Origin of the sequence: Polyangium sp. y55x31, assembly GCF_029946505.1 — a bacterium.
In the GTDB taxonomy this organism is placed as follows: domain Bacteria; phylum Myxococcota_A; class Polyangia; order Polyangiales; family Polyangiaceae; genus Polyangium.
The window spans coordinates 779,107-804,750 of sequence record NZ_JARZHG010000002.1; the positions used below are offsets into that span (position 1 = coordinate 779,107).

23 protein-coding genes are annotated in these 25,644 nt (G+C 68.7%); 14 read left to right on the plus strand and 9 right to left on the minus strand.

Going from position 1 to position 25,644, the window contains the following annotated elements:
- Positions 1-5: 5 nt before the first annotated feature.
- Positions 6-857 (minus strand): deoxyribose-phosphate aldolase, encoded by an 852-nt coding sequence (deoC, locus tag QHF84_RS06225; protein WP_348652841.1) that lies wholly within the window; start codon positions 855-857, stop codon positions 6-8.
- 162 nt (positions 858-1,019) lie between these two features.
- On the opposite strand from deoC, the gene QHF84_RS06230 reads away from it, so the two are divergent.
- Both QHF84_RS06230 and QHF84_RS06235 read left to right on the plus strand, forming a co-directional pair.
- A complete protein-coding gene (locus QHF84_RS06230) occupies positions 1,020-1,913 on the plus strand; it encodes an alpha/beta hydrolase (protein ID WP_281312249.1) in 894 nt (297 codons plus the stop codon).
- Between the two features lie 59 nt (positions 1,914-1,972).
- Complete coding sequence (locus QHF84_RS06235) at positions 1,973-2,635, plus strand: hypothetical protein (RefSeq protein ID WP_281312250.1); 663 nt, start codon at positions 1,973-1,975, stop codon at positions 2,633-2,635.
- A gap of 220 nt (positions 2,636-2,855) precedes the next feature.
- Here the strand turns inward: QHF84_RS06235 and QHF84_RS06240 are convergent, their stop codons facing one another.
- Positions 2,856-4,376 carry a serine/threonine-protein kinase gene (locus tag QHF84_RS06240; RefSeq protein ID WP_281312251.1) on the minus strand — a complete coding sequence of 507 codons (1,521 nt, stop codon included), beginning with the start codon at positions 4,374-4,376 and terminating at the stop codon, positions 2,856-2,858.
- A 194-nt stretch (positions 4,377-4,570) separates the two neighbouring features.
- On the opposite strand from QHF84_RS06240, the gene QHF84_RS06245 reads away from it, so the two are divergent.
- On the plus strand, positions 4,571-5,473 hold the full coding sequence (locus QHF84_RS06245) for a 2-hydroxyacid dehydrogenase (RefSeq protein WP_281312252.1): 903 nt from the start codon (positions 4,571-4,573) through the stop codon (positions 5,471-5,473).
- 10 nt (positions 5,474-5,483) lie between these two features.
- On the opposite strand, the gene QHF84_RS06250 is transcribed toward QHF84_RS06245, so the two are convergent.
- Positions 5,484-6,167 (minus strand): glutathione S-transferase family protein, encoded by a 684-nt coding sequence (locus tag QHF84_RS06250; protein ID WP_281312253.1) that lies wholly within the window; start codon positions 6,165-6,167, stop codon positions 5,484-5,486.
- A 498-nt stretch (positions 6,168-6,665) separates the two neighbouring features.
- Between QHF84_RS06250 and QHF84_RS06255 the strand changes: the two genes are divergently transcribed.
- Genes QHF84_RS06255 through QHF84_RS06265 form a run of 3 tightly spaced genes read left to right on the plus strand, consistent with a single transcriptional unit; the run spans position 6,666 to position 12,173 of the window.
- The gene (locus QHF84_RS06255) at positions 6,666-7,799 is read left to right on the plus strand and encodes a TolC family protein (RefSeq protein WP_281312254.1); all 1,134 of its coding nucleotides are present in this window, start codon (positions 6,666-6,668) and stop codon (positions 7,797-7,799) included.
- The gene (locus QHF84_RS06260) at positions 7,796-9,046 is read left to right on the plus strand and encodes an efflux RND transporter periplasmic adaptor subunit (protein WP_281312255.1); all 1,251 of its coding nucleotides are present in this window, start codon (positions 7,796-7,798) and stop codon (positions 9,044-9,046) included. Before QHF84_RS06255 ends, QHF84_RS06260 begins: the two co-directional genes overlap by 4 nt.
- 4 nt (positions 9,047-9,050) lie before the next feature.
- Positions 9,051-12,173 carry a CusA/CzcA family heavy metal efflux RND transporter gene (locus QHF84_RS06265; protein WP_281312256.1) on the plus strand — a complete coding sequence of 1,041 codons (3,123 nt, stop codon included), beginning with the start codon at positions 9,051-9,053 and terminating at the stop codon, positions 12,171-12,173.
- Between the two features lie 65 nt (positions 12,174-12,238).
- On the opposite strand, the gene QHF84_RS06270 is transcribed toward QHF84_RS06265, so the two are convergent.
- Complete coding sequence (locus QHF84_RS06270; RefSeq protein WP_281312257.1) at positions 12,239-12,892, minus strand: TetR/AcrR family transcriptional regulator; 654 nt, start codon at positions 12,890-12,892, stop codon at positions 12,239-12,241.
- A 124-nt stretch (positions 12,893-13,016) separates the two neighbouring features.
- Between QHF84_RS06270 and QHF84_RS06275 the strand changes: the two genes are divergently transcribed.
- The 5 genes from QHF84_RS06275 (at position 13,017) to QHF84_RS06295 (ending at position 17,121) form a co-directional block, all read left to right on the plus strand.
- Positions 13,017-13,250 (plus strand): hypothetical protein, encoded by a 234-nt coding sequence (locus QHF84_RS06275; RefSeq protein ID WP_281312258.1) that lies wholly within the window; start codon positions 13,017-13,019, stop codon positions 13,248-13,250.
- Between the two features lie 151 nt (positions 13,251-13,401).
- Entirely contained in the window at positions 13,402-14,646 is a 1,245-nt protein-coding gene (locus tag QHF84_RS06280) for an FAD-dependent oxidoreductase (protein WP_281312259.1), read from the plus strand.
- Between the two features lie 37 nt (positions 14,647-14,683).
- Positions 14,684-15,010, plus strand: coding sequence for a 2Fe-2S iron-sulfur cluster-binding protein (locus tag QHF84_RS06285; protein ID WP_348652842.1), 327 nt, complete (start codon positions 14,684-14,686; stop codon positions 15,008-15,010).
- 53 nt (positions 15,011-15,063) lie between these two features.
- The gene (locus QHF84_RS06290) at positions 15,064-16,299 is read left to right on the plus strand and encodes a cytochrome P450 (protein ID WP_281312261.1); all 1,236 of its coding nucleotides are present in this window, start codon (positions 15,064-15,066) and stop codon (positions 16,297-16,299) included.
- A gap of 129 nt (positions 16,300-16,428) precedes the next feature.
- A complete protein-coding gene (locus QHF84_RS06295) occupies positions 16,429-17,121 on the plus strand; it encodes a DNA-binding protein (RefSeq protein WP_281312262.1) in 693 nt (230 codons plus the stop codon).
- 3 nt (positions 17,122-17,124) lie between these two features.
- Here QHF84_RS06295 and QHF84_RS06300 read toward each other — a convergent pair whose 3' ends face one another.
- A complete protein-coding gene (locus QHF84_RS06300) occupies positions 17,125-17,487 on the minus strand; it encodes a cupin domain-containing protein (RefSeq protein WP_281312263.1) in 363 nt (120 codons plus the stop codon).
- A 238-nt stretch (positions 17,488-17,725) separates the two neighbouring features.
- On the opposite strand from QHF84_RS06300, the gene QHF84_RS06305 reads away from it, so the two are divergent.
- Positions 17,726-19,198, plus strand: a complete 1,473-nt coding sequence (locus tag QHF84_RS06305) for an NAD(P)/FAD-dependent oxidoreductase (RefSeq protein ID WP_281312264.1) — start codon at positions 17,726-17,728, stop codon at positions 19,196-19,198.
- A gap of 78 nt (positions 19,199-19,276) precedes the next feature.
- On the opposite strand, the gene QHF84_RS06310 is transcribed toward QHF84_RS06305, so the two are convergent.
- The gene (locus QHF84_RS06310; protein WP_281312265.1) at positions 19,277-19,621 is read right to left on the minus strand and encodes a BPSL0067 family protein; all 345 of its coding nucleotides are present in this window, start codon (positions 19,619-19,621) and stop codon (positions 19,277-19,279) included.
- Positions 19,622-19,837: 216 nt separating this feature from the next.
- On the opposite strand from QHF84_RS06310, the gene QHF84_RS06315 reads away from it, so the two are divergent.
- Positions 19,838-20,809: a hypothetical protein gene (locus tag QHF84_RS06315; protein WP_281312266.1), complete on the plus strand. Its 972-nt coding sequence runs from the start codon at positions 19,838-19,840 to the stop codon at positions 20,807-20,809.
- Entirely contained in the window at positions 20,809-21,909 is a 1,101-nt protein-coding gene (locus QHF84_RS06320; RefSeq protein ID WP_281312267.1) for an acyltransferase family protein, read from the plus strand. Before QHF84_RS06315 ends, QHF84_RS06320 begins: the two co-directional genes overlap by 1 nt.
- Here the strand turns inward: QHF84_RS06320 and QHF84_RS06325 are convergent.
- Genes QHF84_RS06325 through QHF84_RS06335 form a run of 3 tightly spaced genes read right to left on the minus strand, consistent with a single transcriptional unit; the run spans position 21,842 to position 25,404 of the window.
- Positions 21,842-22,495: an ABC transporter ATP-binding protein gene (locus QHF84_RS06325; RefSeq protein ID WP_281312268.1), complete on the minus strand. Its 654-nt coding sequence runs from the start codon at positions 22,493-22,495 to the stop codon at positions 21,842-21,844. The genes QHF84_RS06320 and QHF84_RS06325 overlap by 68 nt on opposite strands.
- On the minus strand, positions 22,495-23,715 hold the full coding sequence (locus QHF84_RS06330; RefSeq protein WP_281312269.1) for an FtsX-like permease family protein: 1,221 nt from the start codon (positions 23,713-23,715) through the stop codon (positions 22,495-22,497). Before QHF84_RS06330 ends, QHF84_RS06325 begins: the two co-directional genes overlap by 1 nt.
- The gene (locus QHF84_RS06335) at positions 23,716-25,404 is read right to left on the minus strand and encodes an amidase (RefSeq protein ID WP_281312270.1); all 1,689 of its coding nucleotides are present in this window, start codon (positions 25,402-25,404) and stop codon (positions 23,716-23,718) included.
- Positions 25,405-25,644: the final 240 nt, after the last annotated feature.

Consider the following 25,644-nt stretch of genomic DNA (forward strand, 5'->3'; position numbering starts at 1 on the left):
TCTCCTCAGTCCTTGCTGAAGTAATCGCCTGATTGGTACGCGCCCGTGCGCTCCTTCTCGAGCTGCATGAGCACGTCGTTGAGCAACGTGGACGCGCCGAGGCGGAAGAGATCCGGCGTGAGCCAGGCATCCCCGAGCGTCTCCTTCACGAGCACCAGGTAATGGAGCGCCTGCTTCGCCGTGCGGATCCCGCCGGCCGGCTTCATGCCGATGCGCTTGCCCGTCGCATAGAAGAAGTCGCGGATCGCCTCCAGCATCACGAGCGTCACCGCAGGCGTCGCGGCCGGCGTGACCTTGCCCGTCGACGTCTTGATGAAGTCCGCGCCCGCGAGCATCGCGATCTGGCTCGCCTCGCGCACGAGGTCGTACGTGCCGAGCTCCCCGGTCTCCAGAATCACCTTGAGGTGCGCCTGTCCGCACGCCTCTTTCGTCGCCGCGATCTCGTCGAAGATGCGCGTCTTCTCGCCCGCGAGCAGCGCGCCGCGATCGATCACCATGTCGATCTCGTCCGCGCCCCAAGCGACCGCGCGCCGCACGTCGTCGAGCTTCACGTCGAGCGCCGAGAGGCCGCTCGGGAACGCCGTCGCCACGCTCGCGACCTTCACGCTCGATCCGGCGAGCGCGCGCTTCGCCACGGGCACGAGCTTCGGGTACACGCAGATCGCGGCGCACGGCGGCACCTCGGGCGAGGCGTGGGGACGCATCGCCTTCTGGCAGAGCTGCGTCACCTTGCCCGGCGAGTCCTTCCCTTCGAGGGTCGTGAGATCCATCATCGCGATGGAAAGCAAGAGCCCCGCGACCTTCGCCTCCTTCTTGATGCTGCGCTTGCCGAGGGACGCCGCGCGCTCCTCGACCATCACCTTGTCCACGGTGGGCGCCGAGAAATCGGGGTACGTCCGCACCCCGCTCGGCCCTACCGCGCCCTTGCCATTGCCGCCTTCTGCAGCCATCGACCGGCCTCCGGGCCCGGACGCTAGCAGAACTATCCGCGCCGCGGCATCCCTGCTAAGGGTGGCAAGGTGCAGAGCGGGTCGGGCCTCGTCTTCGTCAATGGAATCCGCCTCTACATCCACCGTTTTCAGCCCGCCAGCGCTCGTCCGAGCGGACTGACGGTCCTGCTTCTCCACGGATACCTGGACTCGGGCGCCACCTGGGATCTCGTGGCCGAGCCCCTCGCGCGCGCCGGTCACGACGTCCTCGCCCCCGATCTGCGCGGGTTTGGCGAGAGCGACTCCGTCGGCGCAGGCGGCTACTACCACTTCCCCGACTACGTCAGTGACCTCTCGTCGCTGCTCGACATCCTCGCCCCGAAGCGCCTCGCGCTCGTCGGCCACTCGATGGGCGGCACGATCGCCGCGCTCTTCGCCGGCGCGCGCCCCCAGCGCGTCGATCAGCTCGTCCTGCTCGAAGGCCTCGGCGCCCCCGCCTCCGAGCCGAGCGTAGCCGTCGATCGCATGCGCACATGGCTCGACGACATGCGCTCGCTCGATCGCACCCCGCGCCCCGTCGGCTCCTTCGACGAGGCCCTCGATCGCCTCGCCCGCAGGCACCCGCAGGTACCTCGCGCGATCCTCGAGAGCCGCGCGCGCCTGCTCACGCGCACCCACTCGGGCCGTTTGTCGTGGGCCTACGATTCCATGCACCGCACGACGGCGCCGGTCCCGTTCCACCTCGAGTCCTTCAAGTGCTTCCTCCGCCGCATCACGGCGCCCACGCTCTACGTGAGCGGCGGCATGACCGGCCTGCGTTTGCCCGACGAAGCCGAGCGCCTCGCGTGCATCCCGAGCACACTGCACGTCGATCTCCCGGACGCCGGTCACATGATGCACTGGACCGCCCCCGAGGCGCTCGCCGAGCGTCTGCTGCGCTTCTTCGCCTCGCTGCCCGAAAGCCGGCCCGCCCCGCCGCGCTGACCTCCCACGAGCGAGCGCCTCCGATTGAATTTTCGAGCGCGAAGCGCCACGCTGAAGACATGCGACACCCGCGCTTCTTTTCTTTCTCTTCGCTACCGCTTCCCGTCCTCTCGCTCGCACTCGCGACCGGCTTGCTCCTCACCGTGTCGAGCTCCGGATGCGGGACCGATCGCGCCTGCTTCTACTGGACCGAGCTCGAAGGCGCCTGCCCCTCGCAAGGCGAAGCCCTCGACTTCTTCCAGGGCGATTTCTGCTCGAGCACCATCACCTCGGTCGACAGCGAGGCCTCGTTCGAAGGCGACACCTGCTGTTACGACGTGACCGAGGACAGCTCAGCCTTCTCGACCTGCGTCCCCAGCCCCGGGCCCCTCCCGCCCGGCACCTCGGTCGCCGTAGGCGTCGGCGGCTTCGGCGGCGTCGGCGGCGGCAGCGCCGGCGGCGCAGCCGGCGCCGGCGGCGGCATGGGAGGATCCGGCGGCGGATCGACGTGCTCCTCGTGCAAGCAGTTCCTGCTCGAAGACAACCCGCCCGAGCTCTGCCCCGACTCCGTCCCGCTCTACGAAGCCTTCACCGACTGCAAGTGCTTCGGCGCCTGCGCATCCGTGTGCGGCGAGGCCTGCATGTCGAGCCAGGTCCCCGCATCCGACTGCGAGAACTGCCTGCTCGACAACTCGTCGAACGGCTGCGGCATGCAGTTCTTGGCGTGCTCGAACGACCAGTAGCTGAGGACAAACCGAGGGCGTAGCGCCGGGGTTTCACCCCAGGCCCGACCAGGGGCTGTCCGCCCCTGGACCCGGACCAGGGCAAGCCCTGGACGGGTGGGCGACGACTGCGCTTCGCGCAGTCGTCGCGGGGAAACTTTTTGTAGCTATCCGCCCCCCCTTTGCAGGGCAAACCCTGGGCGTTTGGTGCATCAACCGCGGTGCGGTCGATGCACAGGCGTCAGAAGTTGATTTTGCCGACGTTCGGCGCAGGGCCCGTCGCCGCAGGTTTCGTGGTGCCTGTGCCCAGCGTGCCGAACGGCTTCGCGGAGGACGCGCCGCTCCCGAGCGCCGCAGGTTTCTGGCTCGGCGCCGGTTGCGGCGCAGTCGCAGCAGGCTCGACGTCGAGGCCGTCGCCTTCCGCAGGATTCGGCGCGGCCGCAGACGGCGCAGGCGCAGGTGCCGGCGTCGGCGTGGGCGCCGCGCTCGGCACGGGCGCTTGCGGCGTCGAAGCCGCGGTGGTGGCAGGAAGCTCGGGCGGCCGCGCGTTCAGGAAAAACGCAGCCGCTCCGCCCACGCCCGCCGCGAGCGCAAGGAACACGAGTCCCACGACAGCCGCCGGTGACATGCCGCGTCGCTGCCCGGCCACAGGAACGGAGATCGGCGCAGCCGCGCTCGCGCTCGGCCGCGAGGTCGGCCCGCCCGGCAGCGACGGCCGATCCTGCGCCGGCATCATCGCTTGTTGCGCCTGCACCGGCTGTTGCTGCTGCGCATACGGGAGCGGCGTCTGCGTCGCGGGATACCCCGGATACGACGCCTGCGACTGCCGCGGGTTCACCGCGCTCGCAGGCCCGAGCAGATGCCGCGCCGCGCTGCTCTCGAAGGCCGCCGCGCGCACCGCGTCTTGCAGCGCGCGCAGCTCGTTCAGCATGTCCTCGGCCTTCTGGTAACGCATCTGCGGCCGACGCTGCACCGCGCGCATCACGACGTTGACGAACCCTTGCGAGATCCGATCGTTTCGCCCCGTCTGCAGCGGCGACGCATCCGTCATCAGCTTGGCGCGCGCGAGCTCCGCGTCCTGCGCGTCGCCGAAGATGTGACGCCCCGCGATCGCGCGGTAGAGCATCGCTCCGACCGCGTAGAGATCCGACGCCGCCGTCACGTCACGCGAGTTCAGGATCTGCTCGGGCGCCATGTACTCGAGGGTCCCGAGCGCCATGTCCGCGCGCGTCAGGTTCGTCTGCTCGAGATCCTCACCTGCGCCGGACTCGATGCGGCCCATGCCGAAGTCGACGATGATCGCGCGCGTCCTGCCGTTCGGCTGCGGCTCCATCATGATGTTGCCGGGCTTCATGTCGCGGTGGATGACGTGCGCGCGGTGCAGATCGCCGAGCGCGTCGACCACGTCGCAGCCCACGTCGATCGCCTCCTCGACGGAGAGCCTTCGCTGGTGCAGCACTTTCGAGAGCGGCTGGCCCTCGATGTACTCCATGACGAGCACGAGTCCGACGCTCGGATCCTCGACGAAGTCGACCACGCGCGCGACGTGATCGCTCCGGATGCGGCCGAGCAGGTTCGCCTCGCGCCGGAAACGCGCGACCACCTCGCGATCGTAGGCAGCGGCGGCGAGCAGCGTCTTGATCGCCACTTTCATGCCGATCGCGAGGTGCTCACCGGCCCACACCTCGCCCATGCCGCCCGCGCCGACACGCGCGTCGACCCGGTACCGTCCCGCGATGATTGAGCCCGGAGCCAGATCCATACGATCGACCATGCTAACGGAAACAGTCGGCGAAACGGCAAAAGGTTGCGCAAGAAGCCCACGAACCCGGTCAGCCGACGTACGGAAAAGCCTGTATCTTTTTCCACACACGGCAGGAGCACGACACCCGCCCCCCGCGACAGGGCCGACCTGGACACGTGCGCCCGCGCCTCGACGGCGGTAACGGTCCGTCCGTGCAAATCGTCTTCTGCGGCACGGGCTGGTTCCCCATCGTCGACGCCATCCGCGCGCGGCTGCCCCGCGGCGTCGCGCTGCGCGTGTGGGACCCGGCCCTGCCCCTCGTGAGCCAGGTCGAGGACGCCGACGTCCTCTTGCCCTCGAACGCCCGCCTCGACGCCGAGGTCATCGCCAAGCCGCAGAACCTCCGCCTCATCCAGCAGCCGGCTGTCGGCACCGAGGGCATCGACCTCACGGCCGCGCGCGCCCGGGGCGTCCCCGTGTGCAACGCGCCCGGCACGAACGGACAATCCGTCGCCGAGGCCGCGCTCTTCCTGATCCTCGCCCTCGCGCGCCGCTTCCCCCGCGCGAGCCGCGCCTTCGCCGAGCGCTCCATCGGCGCGCCGCTCGGCATCGAGCTCGCGGGCCGCACGCTCGGCATCCTCGGCCTCGGCCGCTCCGGCACGGCCCTCGCCCGCATCGCCGAGGCCCTCGGCATGCGTATCCTCGCCGCCCGCAGCACGACGTCGCCCGAGGACCTCCTCGATCTCGCGTCCCGCGCCGACGTGATCAGCATCCATTGCCCCCTCACGCCGAAGACGCGGGGCCTCGTGGGAGAAGCGTTTTTCGCGCGCATGAAGCCCGGGGCCTTGCTGGTCAACGTCGGGCGGGGCCCGATCGTCGATCGAGAGGCCCTGCTGCACGCGCTTCAGACGGGTAGGCTCGGCGGCGTCGGGCTGGATGTGTTCTGGGAGGAGCCGTGGGATCCGGCCGATCCGCTTTACCGCCGGGACGACGTCGTCGTCCTACCGCACGTCGCGGGTTCGACGGAGGAGTCGTTCGCGCGGATCGCGGACATCGTCGCGGGCAACGTCCACCGCCTCCTTCGCGACGAGCCGCTGCTGCATCGGATCGCGTGACGTGCCCCGCTCAGCTCGCTCGGAAATCCGCGGTCCACGCGCCGGCGGCGCGGCACTCCTCGTCGTGCGACGGATCGCGAAACGTCTCGGCGATCCCTTCTTCGTACCACCTTCGCATCGACGGGCGCCCGAGCATCCGCGTCGCGTAGGCCGCGGCCGCCTCGCCGAGGCGCAATCCATACGTCTGCCACCGGAAAACCACCGGCGCGAAGAAGGCGTCGACCGCCGTGAACGTGTCCCCGGCGAGGAACGGCCCGCCGAAGCGCCCGAGCCCCTCGGTCCATAACGCCGAGATCCGCGCCACGTCGCGCTCCAGCGCGGGCGGCGTCTCGTGCAAGCGCACGCGAATGCCAATGTTCATGCTGCATTTCTCGCGCAGCACCCCGAACCCCGCGTGCATCTCGGCGGCCGCGGAGCGGGCCCACGCGCGGGCGTCCTCGTCGCGCGGCCACACGCCGGGGTGCCTTTCGGCGAGGTATTCCGCGATGGCGAGCGAATCCCATACCACGCGACCGCCGTCGAGCAGCGTCGGCACTTTCCCGGCCGGCGAAACCGCGCGGAACGGCGCCCACGCGGCCTCGTCGCCGAACCGGAGCAACCGCTCCTCGAAGGGAATGCCTGCTTCGACCATGAGGATCCACGGCCGAAGCGACCAGGACGAGTAGTTCTTGTTGGCGATGTAAAGGGTGTACACGGGCGGCAGTTTACCCGGAGCCCCCCGCCGAGGTCACCCCCGCGACGCGGCCATGACCTTTTCCCATTTCACACGTGGCAGCTCGGGGCCGGTCTGGTTTGTCCCACGCGGGGCACGGGGCAAGCGGGAATAAATCGAGAAGGCCAGGACTCGACAACACGGGACGGAACCGGACGGAACGGGTCATGCGTCGTACCGCGCAAACATCGTTTGCAGTCAAACATGTTTGGCCCCGATAAAAAAATGCCTTGACCCTGCCTGCGCCGGACCTACATCACGTGGGTGAACTCGTTTGTCCTCAAACGTGTTTGGGACACCACGATGCCTGTCCTTCGCGCGTGTCGTCGACGTATGCCCGGCCATTTCGTGGCGCTTTTGGTGACGCTCGTCGCCAGCGCCGCAATCGCGGAAGAACGCCGAGTCGAAGCTTCATCCCAAGCGGACCAAGCCGAGGCCGATCTGCCCGCCGCCGACCCCTTCCCTTCCCTCGAACGCGCCATGCAGCTCGCGCGCGAGCGCGCCCCGGGCGTGGTGAGCGCGCGGGGCGCCGTGGGCGTCGCGAAATCCTCGTACGCAGGCGCGCGGCTCGCCCCACTCGATAATCCTTATTTGGAGGTTTTCGTCGACCGAGGCCTCCAGGGCGTGACGAAGGACGCGACGGTCCAGGCGAATTTGTGGCTCCCCCTCGAGGTCTCCGGGCAGCGAGCCCGCAGGATCGACGAGGCGGACGCGCTCGTCGCCTGGCAAAAAACGCTCTTCGAGGCGACGCAGCTCTCGGCCGAGGGGGAAGCCGTGCGCGTTTACGGGGCCGCGCTCGTCGCAGCCGCGCGCGTGCGTACGATCGAAGGGCTCGTCAGTGACGCAGGCGCGGAGGCGGAGGTCTACAGGCAAAGGCTCGCCGCCGGCGACGCGACGCTGCAGGAGGAGAAGCTCGCGAGCATGGAACACGCGCGATACGTGGTGATGCTCGAGGAGAGCCGCGCCGATCTCACACGCGCGCTCGTCGAGCTCGCCCGCGCGACGGGCCGCATGTTCTCGCCGCCCGACGGCACGTCCGCCCTGCCCCCCATGCTCGACGAGACGTACGGCCAAACCGGCGCCGCGCGCGCTGCGGAAACGTCTCCCCACGTGGCCGCCTCGACACGCGAAGCGAGCTTTTACGCGCGGGCACGCGAGCGCGCGGCGATCGAGGCGCATCCGCCGGTGAACCTCATCGTCACCGCCGGCCGCGGCGATCTGGGCGAGCCGCGCTTCGGCGGCGGCCTCTCGTGGACCTTCCCGGTCGCGCGGCGCAAGCAAGCCGAAGTGGCCCGCGCCGACGCCGAACGAACACGCGCGCTCGCCGAGGCCGCGGTGAAGCAGCGCCTCGTCGCGCAGGGCCTCTCGGGCCTCGAAATCGAGCGCGCCAAGGTGCGCCGCGCCCGCGAAATCATCGACGCGACGGCCTTGCCCGCAGCGCAAGCTTCGGCCGACGCGGCGGTCGCCATGAAAACCGCCGGCAAGGGGGACATGCTGCTCGTGCTCACCGCGCGCCGAGATCTCGCGCTCTTGCGTTTGCGGCGCCTCGAGCTGCTCGCGCGCGAGTGGTCGATCGTCGGCGACATCGTTGCATTGACCGGAGATTTGCCGTGACAAACGAGACGAACCCGATCGACGAGGGCTCCGAAGCCCCGCAGACCCCGGACGAGGGCCTTTCCGGAGACGAGGCCGAGCATCGAGCGCCGCCAGAGGAGCGAAAGCCGCGATGGGCGCGCTGGGGCATCGCCGCGGCACTGTCCGCCCTCGCCGTCGCGGGCCTGTTCGTCCTGGTACGCGGGGGTGATGGGGAAACGGACGTGCCCGTGACCAAGGCCGACGTCCCGCACGTCGAGGGCAAGGCCATCGTATTCTCGAAGTCCTTTCGTGATCGCGCAGGCATCACGACCGAGCCCGTGCGCCTCGCGCCGCTCGTGCCGCGCCTCAAGGTCGTCGGCACCGTCGATTTCGATCCGGCGCACGTCGCCGCGGTGGGGACGCGAATCCCCGGGCTCGTCCGTTCCCTCGCGAAGGTCGAGGGCGACAGCGTGAAAAAGGGCGACGTGCTCGCCGAGATCGAAAGCGCCGAGCTCGGGGAAGCGCAGGCCAGCGTGGCCGTCGCCGGCGCGCACCGCAAGGCGGCCTCGATCAACGAAAAACGCGAGCGCGATCTCGCCGAGCGAGGTTTGACGACGGCGCGCGAGCACGAGGTCGCGACCGCGACGCACGAGGAGCAACGCGCCCTCCTCGAAGCCGCGCGGCAACGCGTGGTGGCGATGAGCGGCTCGCCCGGCAGCCCTTTCGGCGTGTACATGCTACGCGCGCCGCTCGAAGGGACCGTGGTGGAGCGGCACATCTTCGCAGGGCAATCCGTCGACGCCCACCTCGTCGCCTTCCGCGTCGCCAACCTCGATCACCTCTGGGTGGATCTCTCGGTCTTCGAAAGCAACGTCGACGCGATCCACAAGGACGATCCGGTCGAAATCACGCGCGTCGGAGGTGAGCCGATCCCCGGCCGCGTCGCCCACGTCGGCGAGGTCGTCGATCCCGTGACCCGCACGGCGGAGGTGCGTGTCGCGGTTTCGAACAAAGAACGCAAGCTCCGGCCGGGGCAATCCGTGACCGCGATCATCCAGGCCTCCGGTCCTTCGCGCACCATGCTCACCGTGCCCATGACGGCCGTCACGTACATCGACGGACGGCCCACGGTGTTCCTCGCCGAGAGCCCCGAGCGTGTCGTGCCCACGACGATCGAGATCGGCCCGAACGACGGCACGAACCAGGGCGTCGTCGCGGGTTTGTCCGAGGGGCAGCTCGTGGTGAGCCGCGGCGTGTTTGCCCTGAAGAGCGAGCTTTACCGGTAAAACCATGCTGTCACGTATCGTCCTTGCCTCGATTCGCCTTCGAGCGCTGATGCTCGTCCTCTTCGCGCTGCTCCTCGGCGCCGGCGCCGTGGCCGTGCGCGCGCTCCCCATCGACGCGATGCCGGACGTCTCGACGATCCAGGTCTCCGTCTTGACGAGCGCCTCCGGCCTCTCCGCCGTCGAAGTCGAGCGGACCGTGACCGTTCCGATCGAGAATGCGCTCAACGGCGTCCCGGGCGGCGCCGAGCTGCGCAGCGTCTCGCGGAATGGTTTGTCGGCCGTGACCGTGGTCTTCGCGGACGGCACGGACGTGTGGTTCGCGCGCCAGCTCGTGCTGGAGCGCCTGCGCGCCGTGGAGCGCGAGCTCCCGGCCTCGGCGGGCACGCCCGAGCTCGCGCCGGTCTCCTCGGGCCTCGGCGAAATCTTTCAATTCGTGGTCCGGAGCTCGCAGCATTCACCGATGCAGCTCCGGACGCTGCTCGACTGGGAGATCGTGCCGAAGCTCCGCAGCGTGCCCGGCGTGATCGAGGTCAACACGATGGGCGGGGAGCTCAAACAGTTCCAGGTCGTCGTGGATCGCGCGCGCCTCCAGGCCCAGCACATGACGGTGGAGGACGTGATCGACGCCCTCCGCACCGCGAACGTGAACGTGGGCGGCGGCTACGTCGAGCGGCGCGAGGAATCGTTCACCGTGCGTGGGCAGGGCATGCTGCGCGACGAGCAGGACATCGCCCATGTGGTCCTGCGGGCGGACGCCGACGGCGCGCCGGTGCTCGTCAAACACGTGGCCGACGTGCAGATCGGCGCGGCGCTGCGTTATGGCGTGATCACGCACGGCGGCGAACGCGAGGCGGTCACCGGCATCGTGATGATGCTCTTCGGCGGGAACAGCCGCGAGGTCGTGGCTGCCGTCGGCGAGCGGGTGAAGGAAATCGAGGCGGAGCTGCCGCCCGGCGCCACCATTGAAGTGGTCTACGATCGCGCCGATTTCGTGGGCCGCACCATCGGCACCGTGCTGAAGAACCTGGCCGAGGGCGTGATTGTCGTGACGATCGTGCTCGCGCTCTTCCTCGGCACGCTCCGCGGCGCGCTGGCGGTCGTCCTCGGAATCCCTGCGGCGATGACGGTGGCGGTTCTCGGCATGCACCTCTTCGGGGTGACGGGTGATCTCATGTCGCTCGGCGCCATCGATTTCGGTTTTTTGGTGGACGGGCCGATCGTGATGCTCGAAGCGGTCATCGCGGCCGTGGCGGGCCGAAAGCTCGCAGGTGATGCGAAGGCGCGGGCCTATGCAGAGGCCGCGCAAGGCGTGGCGCGCCCGGTCGCCTTCGCCGTGGCGATCATCATGCTCGTCTACGTGCCGCTTTTGTTCCTCGAAGGCATCGAGGGCAAAATGTTCCGGCCGATGGCGCTGACCATGGCGTGTGCCCTCTTCGGCGCCCTTTTGTATTCGGTCCTCTTTTTTCCCGCGTTGCTCGTCACGCTCGTGCCGCCCGCCGAGGGCCACGGGCCGCGGTGGATGGAGTGGATCACCTCGCGGTACGAACGAATCGTGGGCCGGGCCGTCGCGCTCCGGTGGCCGCTCCTCGGCGCCTCGGCGGTTGCGTTCGTCGTGACGACCTTCCTGTTTTCCCGCGCCGGCGCGGAGTTCGTCCCCCGCATCTTCGAGGGGGACGCGGTCGTGACCATTCGCCGCGCGCCGAGCATCTCCCTCGAAGAGGCGCGGCGGCTCGATTTCGAGACCGAGAAGGTGCTGCACGGCTTCCCCGAGGTGGTGAGCACGCTCGGAATGACCGGGCGCGCCGAGGTCGCCATCGATCCCGTCGGCAACGACAACACGGACCTCCTCGTGCGCCTGCGCTCGCCCGAGGAATGGAAGATGGCGCGTGATTTCGACGGCCTCTCCGAGGCCTTCAAGAATGCGATCGAGGCGCGCGTGCCGGGGACGTTCGTCTCGGTCTCGCAGCCCATCGAGGACCGCACCAACGAGCTCATCAGCGGCTCGCGCGCCGACGTCTCGATCAAGGTGGTCGGCAACGACATCCACGAGCTCGCCGCGCTCGCCGACCGGATCGGCGAACGCGTGAAGGCAATCCGAGGCGCCGGTGACGTGCGCGTCGAGCGGCTCCTCGGCCAGCCCGTCATCAGCGCCGTCGCGGATCGCGCGAAAATGGCGCGGCACGGGGTGAAGGTCGAGGACGCATTCACCGTGATCGCCGCGGCACGCGAAGGCGTGCGCGTCGGCGACATCTACGAGGATCAGCGCAAGTTCGATCTTCGCGTGCTGAATCCTCCGGCCGAGCCTTCGGCGGCGGCGCTCGGTGAGCTTTTCGTCGAGACCTCGAGCGGCCGCAGTGTCCCGCTGCGCGAAGTGGTCACGCTCGCCGAGGGTGATGGACCGAGCTCGATTCGAAGGCAGGATCGGGAACGCACGGTACGCGTCGACGTGAATTTGCGGGGGCGCGACCTCGTCTCCTGGGTCGCCGAGGCCAAGGCGGTCGTCGAGCGCGACGTCCCGCTCGCGAGCGGCTACCAGATCGCGTGGGGCGGGCAATTCGAGAACTTCGAGCGGGCGCAGAAGCGGCTCGCGCTGCTCGTGCCGGCCGTCGTGGTGATCATCTTCGGCATGTTGCTCTGGATGTTCCAGAACGTGCGGCTCGCCCTGGCCGTCTTCATGATGGTGCCGCTCTCGCTCGTGGGCGGCATGTTGGGCCTGCTCGCGCGAGGCCTGCCGTTCAGCTTGTCGGCGGCGGTCGGGTTCATTGCGCTCGGCGGCGTGGCGGTGCTGAACGGGGTGGTGATCGCCAGCGAGGTGCGGAGGCGCCTCACCGCGCGCGAGCCGCTCGACGAGGCGATCACGCGTGGGGCGGCGGCCGTCGTGCGCGCGGTGCTCACGACCGCGGCCGTCGCGGCGCTCGGCTTCTTGCCGATGGCGCTCGCGGACAGCGCCGGCGCCGAGGTGCAGCGCCCTCTCGCGACGGTCGTCATCTTCGGAATGTTTTTCGGGACGATCACCACGCTCGCAGTCCTGCCCGGCGCGCTGCGGGCGACGCTCGCGGGAAAGCGATTCGAGCCGCCCGCCGTGGAGGAGGCGTCGATCGATGCGTGCTCGCCGGCCATCACTTGAAAGGAGCGGCCTGCTCTACCTGCATCCCCCATGGACGGGCGACCGGCGACGCCCCTCCTCGTGGGTCATTTCTCCTGCTGTGACCCGTTCGGCAATCGCGCCGCACCTGCGCATGCGCCCGCGAGCACAGTGTCGATGGCCGCGGCGGCGTAGTCCTCGCTGACGGCCTCGCCGCGGTGGATGAGGCGTGCGTAGAGTCCCCCGAAGATCAGGTCGAGGATGATCTCCCCATTCACGTCCGCGGGCAATTCGCCACGCGCGATACCGCGCTCGAGCAAGGCCGTCATGCGCTGCCAGCGTCGATCTCTCAGGACCCTCGAAAGGGCCTCGACCTCCGGATCCGCGCGCTCCGTCTGAAGCATCCGCACGATGCCCCGGCCCGTGGGCGTTTGGGACGTCCGCACGGTCCTCATGACCACGGCCAGGAGATCCCCGCGCAGCGTGCCCGTATCGATCGCCTCCTCCTCGTCGGCGGCCACGCGCATCGACGCCGTGACGAGCTCCGCCTTCGTCGGCCAGCGCCGGTAGATCGTCGTCTTGTTCACCCCCGAGCGCGCCGCAACGTCCTCGATGCGTAACGCGCCGTAGCCCACGCGCCCGAGCTCCTCGTGCGTCGCGGTGAGCACGGCCGACACCACGCGCTCGGCGCGCCCACGGACGCGCGTGCCCTCGGTGCGGCGGGTTCGATGAGCGGGCGGGGGGGTGCTGTCGTGACGCATGGGCCGAGTCTACCGAACGGATCCTCCTGAGTTTTCGCGCAGATCCTCCACAAAGGCAACTTGTTGTTGCCAATGTCCCAGCGGCCTGTACTATGGCAACAACGAGTTGCCTTGAGGGTCACGCATGAGCACTGCGACATCACCTTCCGACGTCGTTCCCCAAGCCCCCGCCGTGGGGAGCGCCGCCGCGGGCGCCTCCGCGAAGCCGAAAAACAAGGGGCGCGCGCTCCTGTTCGTCCTGGCGCTCGCCGCCGTCGGCGGCGGCGGGGGGTACTGGTGGACGCACCGCACCCTGGAGAGCACGGACAACGCGCAAGTGGACGGCGAGGTGATCGTGGTCCCGGCGCGGTGCGCGTGAAGCTGCGCGACGTGCCGCAAGGACTCGTGCTCAGGCCCGGCATGAGCTTCGAGCTGTCCATCGATACCCGCGGATGACGTTCGAAGGTTATCGAAGCATTCGAGCTGAATCCCCGGGATCCCGGGCGCACGGAGAGAGGAGCGTCACCGCAATGGAAGAGCGCATCGTGATCGTGGGAGCCGGCCAGGCCGGTGGCGAGCTAGCGGCCGGATTACGAAAACAGGGCTATCAGGGGCGTATCCTTTTGCTGGGCGACGAGCCGCATCCGCCTTACCAGCGGCCTCCGCTCTCGAAAGGATTTTTGCTTGGAAAGGTGGCCCTGACCGACCTCTACCTGAAACCACGCTCGACCTATGAGCGCTTCGACATCGAGCTCAGGCTCGGCACGCGCGTCGAGAGCATCGACCGCTCCACGCGGGAGATCTCCCTGCAGGATGGGAGCCGGCTGCCGTATGACAAACTCGTTCTGGCCACGGGAGGCCGAGCGCGTCGCTTGAGCCTACCCGGATTGGACAGTGCGACGCTCGAGAACCTGTTCTCGGTGCGATCGATCTCCGATATCGAGGCGATGCGCGCGAAGTTCGTCTCGGGCAACCGGCTCATCATCATCGGCGGCGGCTACGTCGGGCTCGAGGTCGCGGCCGTGGCCGTGCAGCTCGGGCTACGCGTCATGGTGCTGGAGGCGGCGCCTCGCCTGCTCTCCCGCGTGACGGGTCCGGAGGTGTCGTCGTTCATCGAGCAACTTCACCGCGGCCGGGGCGTGGAATTCCGCCTCTCCTGCGAGGTGCAGGGTCTTGCGCTCGACGAGGCGCGGCAAAAGGTGCGCGGCGTGAACGTCGTTTGTCATGGCGTGCCCGAGCGACTCGATGCGGATCTCGTGCTCGTCGGAATCGGCCTCGTCCCGAACACGGAGCTGGCCTCCGGGGTGGGCCTCGCCGTCGACGACGGCATTGTCGTCGACGAATACGCCTGTACGGCGGATCCGGCCATCCTCGCCATCGGAGATTGCGCGAATCAGCCGAGCGCCTACACGGGCGGACGCATCCGGCTCGAATCCGTGCCCAATGCGATCGAGCATGCGCGCGTCGCCGCCGCCACCCTGATGGGCAAGCGCGAGCCTTATGCCGCCATTCCCTGGTTCTGGTCGGACCAGTACGGATTGAAGCTGCAGATGGTCGGGCTCTCCAGCGGCTACGAGCAATGCATCACGCGAGGATCCGCCGGGGGCAAGGAATTCTCGGCCTTCTATCTCGACGACAAACGGGTCATCGCCGCGGATGTCATCGGCCGCCCCGCGGATTTCATGGCCGCGAAACGGCTGGTTTCGAGCCGGGTCGAGGTGGACGTCGCCCGCCTGGGCGACGCGGCCGTCCCGCTCGCCAGTTTTACCGCTTGAAGACAATCGATACCTGCAAGGAATTCAGGAGGACATGATGCCGAAGATCAAATTCATCGAGGCGGATGGGAAGGAGCACGAGGTCGAGGCACAGGAGGGGCAGTCCGTCATGCAGGCGGCGATGGACAACCTCGTGCCAGGAATCGTCGCCGAGTGCGGAGGTTTCGCCAGTTGCGCGACCTGCCACGGCTACGTCGACGAGGCTTGGCTGACGAAGGTCCCCCCGCCCGACGCAGCGGAAGAGGGAATGATCGCGTGCGCCTATCACGTGCGGCCGAACAGCCGTTTGACCTGTCAGCTCCAGGTGACGCCCGCGCTGGAAGGCCTCGTGATTCGCCTTCCCCTCTCGCAGACGAGCGAGTGAGGACCGGACAGCCTGCCGCGCTTTTTCTCCCAGTACCCGAGAGAGGTTCGAACATGAGTGCATTCAGCGGACAGAAATTGAACGAGATCCCCGCGCACGTCCCGCCGGAGCTGGTTTACGAATACGACAGCAGCAGAGATCCACGGATGCTCGAGGATCCGCACGTCCGGATGCGCTCCCTCATCCTCGAGGCCCCGCCCATCTTCTTCTCCCCGTACAATGGGGGGCATTGGTTCGTGACCCGGAAGAAGGCCATCATGGACATCACGATGAACCCGGAGGTCTACAGCAACAGCCTCTTCGGCGCGCCGGGGGCACACGCAGGGGAACACGAGGCCCCGCAGCCGGGCTTCATGATGCTGCCCATTTCAGTGGATCCGCCGCAGCACACGGCGTACCGGACGCCGCTGAACCAACCGCTGGCGGCCAAAACCGTCGCCGCGCTCGAGGCGTCGATCCGGACCATGACGAACGAGCTCATCGATTCCGTGCTCGGCGCGGGACGCTGCGATTTCCTCTCGAGCATCGCCGAGCCGCTGCCCGTCACGCTGTTCATGAAGCTTGCGGGCATGCCGACCAACCGCCTGGCCGAGTTCCGCGAGCTCGCCACGCAAGCCACGTCCGCCACGGTGGATCACGCGACCCGCGAGCAGATCTTCAAACGAATCGCGGGGATCCTGGCGGAATCCATCAAATCCCGGCAGGAGAAGCGCGAGGACGATCTGATCAGCCGGCTGCTCGACGCGAACATCCAGGGCCGCAATCCCACGTTCCATGAAATGCTGGGCTATAGCATCACCCTGTTCCTCGGGGGGCTGGAGACCGTGGTGAATGCCCTGAGCTTCGGCATTCGGCACCTGGCACGTGATCAGGAATTGCAGGCGAAGCTCCGGGCCGACCCGAGCCTGCTCCCCGGAGCCATCGAGGAGCTCTTGCGGCTTTATGGCATCGCGTGCCCGCCCCGGCGCGTGACGCGCGACGTGGTTTGCCACGGCGTCGAGCTCAAGCAGGGCGACGTATTGTTGTTGCTCCTGCCAGCGGCCAATTACGACGACGCGGCGTTCCCGAACCCCGAGCAGTTCATCATGGGCCGGACGGAGCAGCACATGACGTTCAATGCCGGCCCGCACCGGTGCGTCGGTCTGCATCTCGCCCGCCTGGAGATGAAGGTATTCTACCAGGAGTGGTTGAAACGCGTGCCGCCATTTCGGCTGGATTCCCAGGCGCCGCCGCGTTTCACGGGTGGCTTCAACCTGGCGGTCACGACCCTCCCGCTCGTCTGGGATTGACGCGCTCCGCCTGCGCGCTCCCGGGCCCGCGGAGGGAGCCTGGCGCCGTGCGCCGGATTCCGCGATGACCGGATATCCCGCCCTGCCTCCGCCTTGCGCGGCACGACCCCGGCGCGGTAGAGGAAGCGGATGCATCACCGCGCACTCCTCCTCGTGGTTCCCTTCGCCGCGCTCCTCACCGGCTGCTCCGACGAGCTCCCGCAACCCGAGGTTCTCCCGCCTCCGGACGTCGTCAGCATTGCCGAAGCGCGCGCCTTGCCCGCCAACGAATACACGCAGGTCGAGGGCTTCGTCTCCGTCCCGCCGGGCACCTTCGTGACCGCTACCGGCGATTTTGGATTCGCGATCCAGGACGACACCGGCGGCATTTATGTCAGCCTCTACGACGAGCTCAAGATCCTCATCGGGGCCAAGGTCCGCGTCATCGGGCAGATCCAGCAGGTCTCCAAGCAGACCGTGCTCGTCACGAACGCGACCGGCCCCGACATCCTGCAAGGCGTCGAGGCGGTCATGCCGAAGGACGTCGCGACCGGGGACGTCGGCGAGTCGACCGAGGGCCAGCTCGTCCGCGTCAAGGGCACCGTTTCGAAAGCCATCGTCGAGGACAAACCTTATGGCATCAAAGCGTATGTCGACGACGGCTCCGGCGAGGTGGAGGTTTACGTGTGCTTTGCAGGCGACAAGCCCCTCATCGACACCACGAAGCTCACGAAGGGCACCGCCGTCGAGATCACGGGGTTTTCGCAGCAATACCTCGATCGATACGAGATTGCCCCGCGCGGGGCGGCGGATCTCGTGCTTCCTTCGCCGCCCTCCCCTTGAGCGTCAGGCGTCGCGGTTCACCGTCGCGGGCGAGAACGCCGGCAGGCAGACCGCGATGTACTCCGCGCCGTCCTCGCCGGGCGTGCTGTAGCGGACCCATTCTCCCTTGTGCGCGATGATCGCCTGACCTGCGCGCACGTCGACCGCTCCGCCCTCGTATTCGACGCGCAGCGTCCCGCGCAGCACGACCGTGTACTCGTCGAACGCCGGGCGCTGCCCCGGCTCGATCCAGCCCCCGGGGCTCCGCATGTGCGCCACGCTCGGGCTCTCGGTGCCCGTGTTGACGCGACCCACGTACTCGTCGATGAGCTTCGGCTTGTTCCCGGCCGCCTCGATGCGGGTCGGCTTCTCGATGAACGTCGGCATACGAGGGGCGTAAGCCGAGACGCACGTCCGCGTCAATCTTTTCGCAACGACGTGAGTGGGGGAACCATTCTCACGTCATTCGTTTGGCGTAGTACAATAATCTAGTAAAATTGAACACATAGGGTCGGAAGGGGACGCGCTGATACCGTGCATGCCCGATTGCCGCAGGGACGGGATTGGGGCATGGGGGGGGAGCGCTGCTCCCGGCGCGGATGAGGCGCAGCGCAAAGAGGTCCTCATGAAAAGCAAGACCAGGTTCGATCGCCGTCGCTTCCTCGAGCTCCTATCTGCCGCCGGCGTCGCCGTGTACCTGCCGGGCTGCGGGCCGGACGAGGGGAACACGCAGACGAATCCGCCTGCATCGACGAAAAAGGCGCTCGTTCTCGGCGGAGGTCTCGCCGGGCTCACGGCGGCTTACGAGCTCATGAAGAAGGGGTGGGACGTCACCGTGCTCGAGGCGCAGACGCGCGCCGGCGGCCGGGTCCACACCCAGCGCGAGGGCTTCGAGAGCGGCCAGTATGCCGAGCTCGGGGCGACGCGTATTCCCGACGTGCACGACCAGACGATCGGCTACGTCGAGGAGCTCGGCCTGAAGCTCGAGGAGTTCCCGAGCGGGACGCCGCTGTATTACCTGGGGGGCAATCGCTTCGTCCACACGGAGGGTACGCCCTGGCCGATCGCCGGCCTCTCGCCCGAGGAGGCCATGGAAGGCCTCGGCATGTGGTCGACGTACATCGCGGCCAATTTCGCCGAATTCGGCAGTCCTCGGGAGGGGACCTTCCCGCTCGCGGGCATCGTCGAGAAATACGACGGAATGGTCTGGACCGATTACCTGAAGAGCAAGGGCGCGACCGACGCGTGGCTGCCGCTTTATGCGTCGGACAACGGCACGGAGGTCTACAAGATCGGCGTGCTCGCGTGGATGGCGCTCGAGGTCGCGGACCAGGACTGGGACCTCACCTACCACGTCCAGGGCGGTAACGATCTCATCGCGCAAAAGCTCGCGGAGAAGCTCGACGGCAAGATCCTGTTCGAGCGGGTCGTGAAATCGATCACGCAGGACGACACGAAGGTCACGGTCACCGTCGATAAGACGGGCACGTCGGAGACCTACGAGGCCGATTACCTCGTCTGCACGATCCCGCTCAGGCCGCTGCGCGACGTCGCGTTCTCGCCCGCGCTGCCGGACGACAAGCAGAAGGCGATGGACGAGGTCCACATGATGACCTCGTCGCGCGCCATGTTCCAGACGAAGACGCGATTCTGGAAGAACGATCCGCTCGGCGAGCTCGGCGGGCTCAAGCTCGCGAAGACGGACACGAAGGCCGAGCGCGTCTGGGATCTGACGGCGACGCAGACCGGCGACACGGGCATCCTGCTCGCGTACCTGCAAGACAAGAATGCCGACGACTTCGCGGCCATCGCCGGGCCCGAGCGCGAGGCCTACATCCAGGCCGAGCTGGCGAAGTTCTTCCCGGACATCGAGGCCGAGAAGCTCTCGTTCCAGACGAAGGTCTGGGCCGAGGATCCGTGGGTGCAGGGCGCGTGGACGGAGATCCTGCCGAATCAGTGGTGGATGATGGCCGTCCTGCCGCGCCCCGAGGGCCGGATCCATTTCGCCGGCGAGCACACCTCGATCTGGGCCGGCTGGATGCAGGGCGCGATCGAGAGCGGCAAGCGCGTCGTGGACGAGATCGTGCAGAAGGGCTGATCGTTCGTCCCTGAAAACGCGAAGCCCGCTCGTGCCGGGGGGCACGGGCGGGCTTCCGCGTCCGAGAGCACTCGGGGATCAGCCTTCGATGACGTGGTACGGCTTCTCGGGCTTGTGCGTCTTGTAGCGACGGCCGGCCGGCGTACCCGACCACTGATCCACCACCTCGATCTGATTGCCGAACTGGCCGAGGTAGATCGCCGCGTGGTTGCCGCGCGCGCGGCTCATGTACCGGTCGCCCTCCCAGCCGCACGCGATGGCCGTGCCTGCGGTGATCGCCGCGTTGCCGATCACTTGGGCGCCCTTCTTCCACGCCGACGTATGCGGCGCGCCGCAGGCGTACTTGACGAGCGCGACGCACTGCTCGCTCTCGCCGTAATGCCTGCCTTCGTAAAGCTCCGGGGTGTTCGTGCGATACGCCATGAAGGGCTCCTCTCTCGAGTTTGTGGTGGCGCTACGTGGCGCCACGGAACCGGAAAAGGGTACAAGCGATCAGAGCCGGCCCACAAGCCGCTCACGCACGTCTTCACCGATTTCTTCGTTGGTTTACTTACACGACGCAGCTTCGACGAGGTGCGTTATGCTTTTCGGACCGCTCCCGAACCACGCTCGCGACATGATTCCAGCCGGAGCATCGTGATGTTTCCTGACATCGAGACCCATCGGAAACGCGGCGTACGATATTTTCCAGGCCGCATCGTTTGCCCGCTCGCCGGCGTCGGCCGCCGCGGCGCGAACGAGAGCAACCGGCTCGCGCTGGAGAACGACGACACCGAGGTGACGATCGATCGGCGCGCGCAGCGGATCACCGTGACGAACACGCAAAGGTACGCGGAAAAGACGCTGATCGCCGATCTCGAGTTCCTCGCCGACGGGACGACCACGACGGGCGCGAAGACGCCGCTCGCGATCCATCTCGAGATCTTCAAGAAAGGCGATGCGTTGTCGCTCGACCTGCACCGGCATCTGCGCACGCAGGAGCCGCTCGCCGACGCCGATTTCGAGCCGTTCGACGTGGTCGTCGAGGGTTGTCCGCGGCCCGAGACGGTCTACACGAAAGAACGCGCGCTCGCGCTCGTGCGAGAGCCGTCGTTCATGCACCGCGTGGTGAAGGCGCTCATGGCCATGCGCGACAACACGCGCGGCTCGTTTCAGGATCCGGCGCGGAAAGGATATCGCGTGGCGGATCTCTCGCTCGGCTTCGGCGCGCTCGGGCTCGCGTGGATGCTCGTGCGCGCGGAGCTGCGATCCCTCGACGTGGCGAACGCCGAGCTCATCCGTCAAGGTTCCGTCGCTGCGATGCTGCGCGAGGGCGCGTGGGAGCTCTCGCTCACGGCGCTCTCGGACAAACTGTCGTCGATCGTGCAGCGGGATCTGTTCCTGTTCGGGCTCGATCGGGAGCCTTTGCTCGAACCCGTGATGACGCGCGGGCTCGGCGCGGGCGAGACACTCGCGTTCCGGTTCCAGAAGGGCGAGGGCGAGATCGGGCTCGGCGGCAAGAGCGCGCGGATGGATGGCGCGATCGACGTCGCGCGCGCCTACCTCGAGTTTCACCTGCTCGGAGGGCTGCTCTGCGAGCACGCCGAGCGGCCCGCGGGGACACGCGGCTGATGGAGCGCGAAGAGGCGCGCATCCACGCGCTCGACGGCGCGCGGGCCTTCGCCACGGCGCTCGTCCTCCTCGTGCACGGCTTGCTTTCGTTCCTGGAGACGCCGATCGGCTGGGCCATCAAGGATCGCTCGACGCACCTCGCCGCGGACTTCGTGGTGTGGGTGAGCCGCGCGTTCCTGATGCCGGTGTTTTTCCTGCTGTCGGGGATGGTCTCGCGCGGCATCGTCCTGCGCCGCGGCCTCGGGGGGTTTGCGCGCGAGCGGGCCACGCGTGTGCTCGCGCCGCTGCTCGTCGCGCTCGTGCCGGTCTCCGCGGCGATGAACGCGCTCTGGGACCACGGGCGAACGCTCGAAGGTCGCGCCGCCGTGGGCAGCCAGGTGCCGGCGCTGCGTGCATCGGAGCTGCCCGTCACGCTCGCGCATCTCTGGTTCCTTTACTACCTGCTCGTGCTCTCGACGCTCGCCGCCGTCCTGCCAGGGCGACCTTCTCGTTCGCCCCTCGCCTTGCCCGCGATCGCGATCGCCCCCGTGTCCGCCGTGCTCCTCGTCGCGGGAAAACTCCAGCTCGACACGCCGCTCTCGTTCCTCGTCGAACCCCTGATCGCAGCCTATTTCGCGGTGTTTTTCGCGTGGGGGTGGCTGCTCGATCCCGCGGGGCTCGCGGCGTATGCGCGGAGGCTCCCGTGGCTCGCGGCCCTCGCGGGCGTGCTGCTCGCCGCGCTCGTCCCGGCCCTGCTCGCGAGCACGGCAACGGGCGCACCGGCGCGCGCGCCCGCGTGGGCGCTCGTGACGAGCGCGGCGTTCTCGTGCCTCGCCGTCGCGGTTTTTCTGGGCACGTGCGGGCGGCTCGTGACCCGCGCGCGGCCGCTCGTCCGCTTGCTCGCCGACGCTTCGTACTTCGTGTACGTCACGCACCTGCCGATCGTGGTCTTCCTCCAGATCGCGGCGTCACGCCTCGCATGGCCGGGGCCCTTGAAGTACGCGGGCGTCGTCTCGATCGCGGGGAGCGTTTGTCTCGGCGCGTTCCTGCTCCTCAGAGCCGCCCGTCGCGCATCTCCACGATCCTCCCCGCTCGCGCCGCGATCCGCAGATCGTGCGTGACCACGAGCAGCGCCGCGCCGAGCGCCGAAGCCGCCGTCAGCGCCTCCATCACGACGTCCGCCGACGTGCTGTCGAGGCTGCCCGTCGGCTCGTCCGCGAGCACGAGGCGCGGGCGGTTCACGAGCGCGCGGGCGATGGCCACGCGTTGCGCCTCGCCCACGGACAGCTCGGAAGCCCGTGCGTCGCGGCGCGCGGCGAGGCCGAACCGGTCGAGCAGCGCATCGGCCGCGCGCTCGGCCTCCCCGCGTGAGGCCCCGAGCCGCCACGCGGGCAGCGCCACGTTCTCCCGCGCGCTCAGCGTCTCGACGAGGTTGTTCTGCTGAAACACGAAGCCAATCCAGGCGAGGCGCAGCTCGGCGCGCACGCTGTCCGCGAGGGACCAGGCGTCGTGGCCGGCGAGGACGACGCGGCCCGCGGTGGGTCGGTCGAGCAGGCCGATCATCTGGAGCAGCGTGGTCTTGCCGCAGCCGCTCGGGCCCACGAGCGCGACGGACTCGGTTTCGTCGAGGTCGAGCGAGGCGCCGCGGACGACGTCACGCTCGCCGAGGCGACGCACGAGGCTCTCGCAGCGGAGGACCTTCGGCATCAATCGATCCTGCGAAGGACCCGCGAAGGGTCGGTGCGGGCCGCGCGCCAGGCAGGGACGCTGCCGGCGAGCAGGGTGGTGGCGAGGACCGCGAGGCAAGGCCCGGCGAGGACCGCGGCCGTGATGACGGGACGAACCACGAGCGCCTCCCACGAAAAGATGGGGTGTGCCTGGAAGTAGAGCAGCATCCCGTAACCGAGCGCCGCGCCGAGGGCGAGCCCGATGAACGCGACGACGAGGGCCTGGAGCAAGAAGAGGCCGAAGATCTCGCGGCGCGAGAAGCCGAGCGCGGCGAGGATGCCGATCTCGCGGCGGCGGCCGAGGACGTGGATGTGGAAGAGGGCCCAGACCGGGATGCTGATCGCCGCCACGACCATGGCGTAGGAGACGGCGTTCACGGTGCGATTCGCGGCGAGGTAGTTCGTGACGTACGGGTCGTCCTCGCGCCAGCCGACGGCGCGGGCGTCGGGGAGGCCGGCTTCGAGGCGCGTGGCGAGGTCCGAGGCGGCGAAGTGGTCGTCGAGGTGGACGTTGACGGCGGAGGCGGCGGCCGGGGCGCCGGTCTTCTCGGCGAGGGCGGCGCGGTCGAGGAAGACGCTGCGGTAGGCGCCGGCGCTGCCTGCGACGAGGCCACGTACGGTCATGACGGACGCGCCCACGGGCTCGCCGGCGGCCCCGGGCGGCCCGCCGAGGATGACACGAAGGTCGACGGCGTCGCCGACCTTCACGCCGATTCGATTCGCGAGCGAGGTGCCGATGAGGACGCCGTTCGAATCGCCGCGGCCGGGGAGCGCGCCGTCCGTGAGGTGAAAGGGGCGGAGCGCGGGATCGCCGGGGAAATCGTAGCCGTAGGCGAGCGCATTCTGGAATCGCCCGCCTTTGCCGACGGCGCCGGGCAGGACGAGGACGGGGACGGCGGCGCGGACGGGCGCGCCCGCGGCGTCGATGATACGCGCGGCGGCGGCGGCGCCGTCGTCGAAGTGGCGTTTGTCGCGCGGCTCGACGCGCACGTCGCCGGCCCCGTGGCGGAGCTCCTCTTCGAGCAGGGCCTCGGAGAAGCCGGCGAGGTTCGACGTATTGGGGATCTGGAACCCCGCGCCCGCGGCGACCGAAAGGACGAGCAAGGCGAACGTGAAGCGGCTCCCGAGCAGGCTCTTTCGGGCGAGCAAGAGGAGCGGCGCGAGGCGGGGGCGCGAGCGCGGGAGCGGGGCTGGCTCCATTCAGACTCCGTCGAGCAGGCGCACGTGAATCGCCGGCGCCTTCCGCGGGACGTTTTGCTCCAGCACCGCGCCCATGCGCAAAAGGAGGTGCTCTTCCCAGGGACGCCCGAGGATCTGAATGCCGATCGGATGCCCGCTCGCGCCATATCCGCCGGGCACGGAGAGCGCGGGGTTGCCCGTGAAGTTCGCCGGATAAACGAACCGCATGAGCCCGCTCGTGACCTCCAGGTTGCTCTCGCCGCGCGGAAAAACGTCCTCCGCGATGCGCGGCGCCGTGAGCGCGGTCGTCGGCGTGACGATGACGTCGACCGACTGGAAGACCCGGGCGAGGTGCTCGGAAAAACGCGTGCGCACCTTCTGGGCCTGCACGTAATCGATGCCGGCGAGCGCCCGCCCCATCGCCAGGTTGATCCGCACGCCGAGCCCGAACGATCGGCGGTGCTCGGCGTCATACCGCGCCATGCACGAGGCCATTTCGCAGAGAATGGTGACGCCCTGCGCGACGCGCGCGCGCTCGAGCTCGGGAATCTCGATCTCGACGATCCGCGCGCCCTGGGCGCGGAAGATGTCGAGCGCCCCCTCCGCGGCGCGGACGATCTCGGGCGTGGCGTGCATGAACCAGGGCCGATACACGCCGATCCGCACGCCTTCGAGGTCCTCCCGGCCGAGGCCGTCGAGGTGGTGCGGCGGCTGGGAGAGCGAATTCGGGTCTTTCGCATCGGGGCCGGCCATGAGGGCATACGCGAGGGCGACGTCCCGGACCGTGGCGCCGAGCGGGCCGACGTGGCCGACGCTCGCGCAAAGCGGAAACGCGCCGTGCTCGCTGATGCGGCTCCACGTGGCCTTGAGCCCGACGATGCCGCAAAGCGCGGCGGGAATGCGGATCGAGCCGCCGCCGTCGGCGCCGATCGAGATCGGGCAGAACCCGGCCGCGACGCTGGCGGCCGATCCGCTCGACGATCCGCCCGTGTAATGCCCCGGCGCATACGGGTTCGTCGGCGTGCCGTGGTGGGCATTGAACCCCGAGGTATCGATGCCGATTTCGTGCATGTTGACCTTGCCGAGGAGGAGCGCGCCGGCCTCGCGCAGGCGGCGGACCGTGGTGGCATCCTCGGAGGGCCGGAGCTTCAAAAAACGCGTGCCGACGGTCGTGTGATACCCTTCCACGTCGAGCTCGTCCTTGACCGACACGGGCACGCCGTCGAGCGGGCCGAGGGGCGCGCCTTTGCGATATCGCTCGCGGCTCTCGCGGGCCGCAGCGAGCAGGCGGTCGGAGTTTCGCTCGATGAACACCCGGAGCGCGCGCTCGCCCGTATCGAGGCGCTGCGCGGCTTCGAGGAATCGCTCGGCGACCGTCACCGGATCGGAGCGTCCGTCGCGATACGCAGCGACGAAGTCCGCGGCCGACTCGAACGCGAACCCCGGGTTTTTTCGCACCGAACGCGCGAGCTCGCCGAGATCAAAAGGCGGCGCGTCCGAGGCCGTGAAGCTCGCGGGGCGCGGCAGGCTCGGGGCCACGGAGGGCGCGTCGCGGAGGTCCGCGTACCGGAGATCCAGGATCCCGAGATCCTTCAGCAACTTCTGCCCGATGATCTGCCCCGTGGCCGGATTTTCGAGGGCGAGCGCAGCGGCCTCGAGCGCGAGGCCAGTCATGCGGGGGGCATGGGCGGTCTTGAGATCGTACGTCATGGGAAACGCTCCGGGGCGAGGAGGGCGAATCCTAGGCCATGGGGCCCGGGTTTGCAGCAAGGAACCCGTCCGCCGTGCCGGGGCGCTGCCCCGGACCCCGGAAGGGGGCTGTCCGCCCCCTTCACCCCGGACCAGGGCAAGCCCTGGACTCGGGGGGGAAAAACTGCGCTGCGCGCAGTTTATCCCACAGGTCGTATCTCCGGATCGTCGGCGCAGTCGAAAGGATCCGCGCTAATTTAT

Excerpts from the sequence above, each read along its gene's own strand:
- QHF84_RS06280 (WP_281312259.1), top strand. The coding sequence starts at position 13,402 with ATGGAAGAGCGCATCGTGATCGTGGGAGCCGGCCAGGCCGGTGGCGAG.
- QHF84_RS06300 (WP_281312263.1), bottom strand. The coding sequence starts at position 17,487 with ATGCCGACGTTCATCGAGAAGCCGACCCGCATCGAGGCGGCCGGGAAC.
- QHF84_RS06240 (WP_281312251.1), bottom strand. The coding sequence starts at position 4,376 with ATGGATCTGGCTCCGGGCTCAATCATCGCGGGACGGTACCGGGTCGAC.
- QHF84_RS06290 (WP_281312261.1), top strand. The coding sequence starts at position 15,064 with ATGAGTGCATTCAGCGGACAGAAATTGAACGAGATCCCCGCGCACGTC.
- QHF84_RS06330 (WP_281312269.1), bottom strand. The coding sequence starts at position 23,715 with ATGGAGCCAGCCCCGCTCCCGCGCTCGCGCCCCCGCCTCGCGCCGCTC.
- QHF84_RS06275 (WP_281312258.1), top strand. The coding sequence starts at position 13,017 with ATGAGCACTGCGACATCACCTTCCGACGTCGTTCCCCAAGCCCCCGCC.
- QHF84_RS06325 (WP_281312268.1), bottom strand. The coding sequence starts at position 22,495 with ATGCCGAAGGTCCTCCGCTGCGAGAGCCTCGTGCGTCGCCTCGGCGAG.
- QHF84_RS06265 (WP_281312256.1), top strand. The coding sequence starts at position 9,051 with ATGCTGTCACGTATCGTCCTTGCCTCGATTCGCCTTCGAGCGCTGATG.
- QHF84_RS06285 (WP_348652842.1), top strand. The coding sequence starts at position 14,684 with ATGCCGAAGATCAAATTCATCGAGGCGGATGGGAAGGAGCACGAGGTC.
- QHF84_RS06315 (WP_281312266.1), top strand. The coding sequence starts at position 19,838 with ATGTTTCCTGACATCGAGACCCATCGGAAACGCGGCGTACGATATTTT.
- QHF84_RS06310 (WP_281312265.1), bottom strand. The coding sequence starts at position 19,621 with ATGGCGTATCGCACGAACACCCCGGAGCTTTACGAAGGCAGGCATTAC.
- QHF84_RS06320 (WP_281312267.1), top strand. The coding sequence starts at position 20,809 with ATGGAGCGCGAAGAGGCGCGCATCCACGCGCTCGACGGCGCGCGGGCC.
- QHF84_RS06305 (WP_281312264.1), top strand. The coding sequence starts at position 17,726 with ATGAAAAGCAAGACCAGGTTCGATCGCCGTCGCTTCCTCGAGCTCCTA.
- deoC (WP_348652841.1), bottom strand. The coding sequence starts at position 857 with ATGGTCGAGGAGCGCGCGGCGTCCCTCGGCAAGCGCAGCATCAAGAAG.
- QHF84_RS06235 (WP_281312250.1), top strand. The coding sequence starts at position 1,973 with ATGCGACACCCGCGCTTCTTTTCTTTCTCTTCGCTACCGCTTCCCGTC.
- QHF84_RS06335 (WP_281312270.1), bottom strand. The coding sequence starts at position 25,404 with ATGACGTACGATCTCAAGACCGCCCATGCCCCCCGCATGACTGGCCTC.
- QHF84_RS06295 (WP_281312262.1), top strand. The coding sequence starts at position 16,429 with ATGCATCACCGCGCACTCCTCCTCGTGGTTCCCTTCGCCGCGCTCCTC.
- QHF84_RS06255 (WP_281312254.1), top strand. The coding sequence starts at position 6,666 with ATGCAGCTCGCGCGCGAGCGCGCCCCGGGCGTGGTGAGCGCGCGGGGC.
- QHF84_RS06270 (WP_281312257.1), bottom strand. The coding sequence starts at position 12,892 with ATGCGTCACGACAGCACCCCCCCGCCCGCTCATCGAACCCGCCGCACC.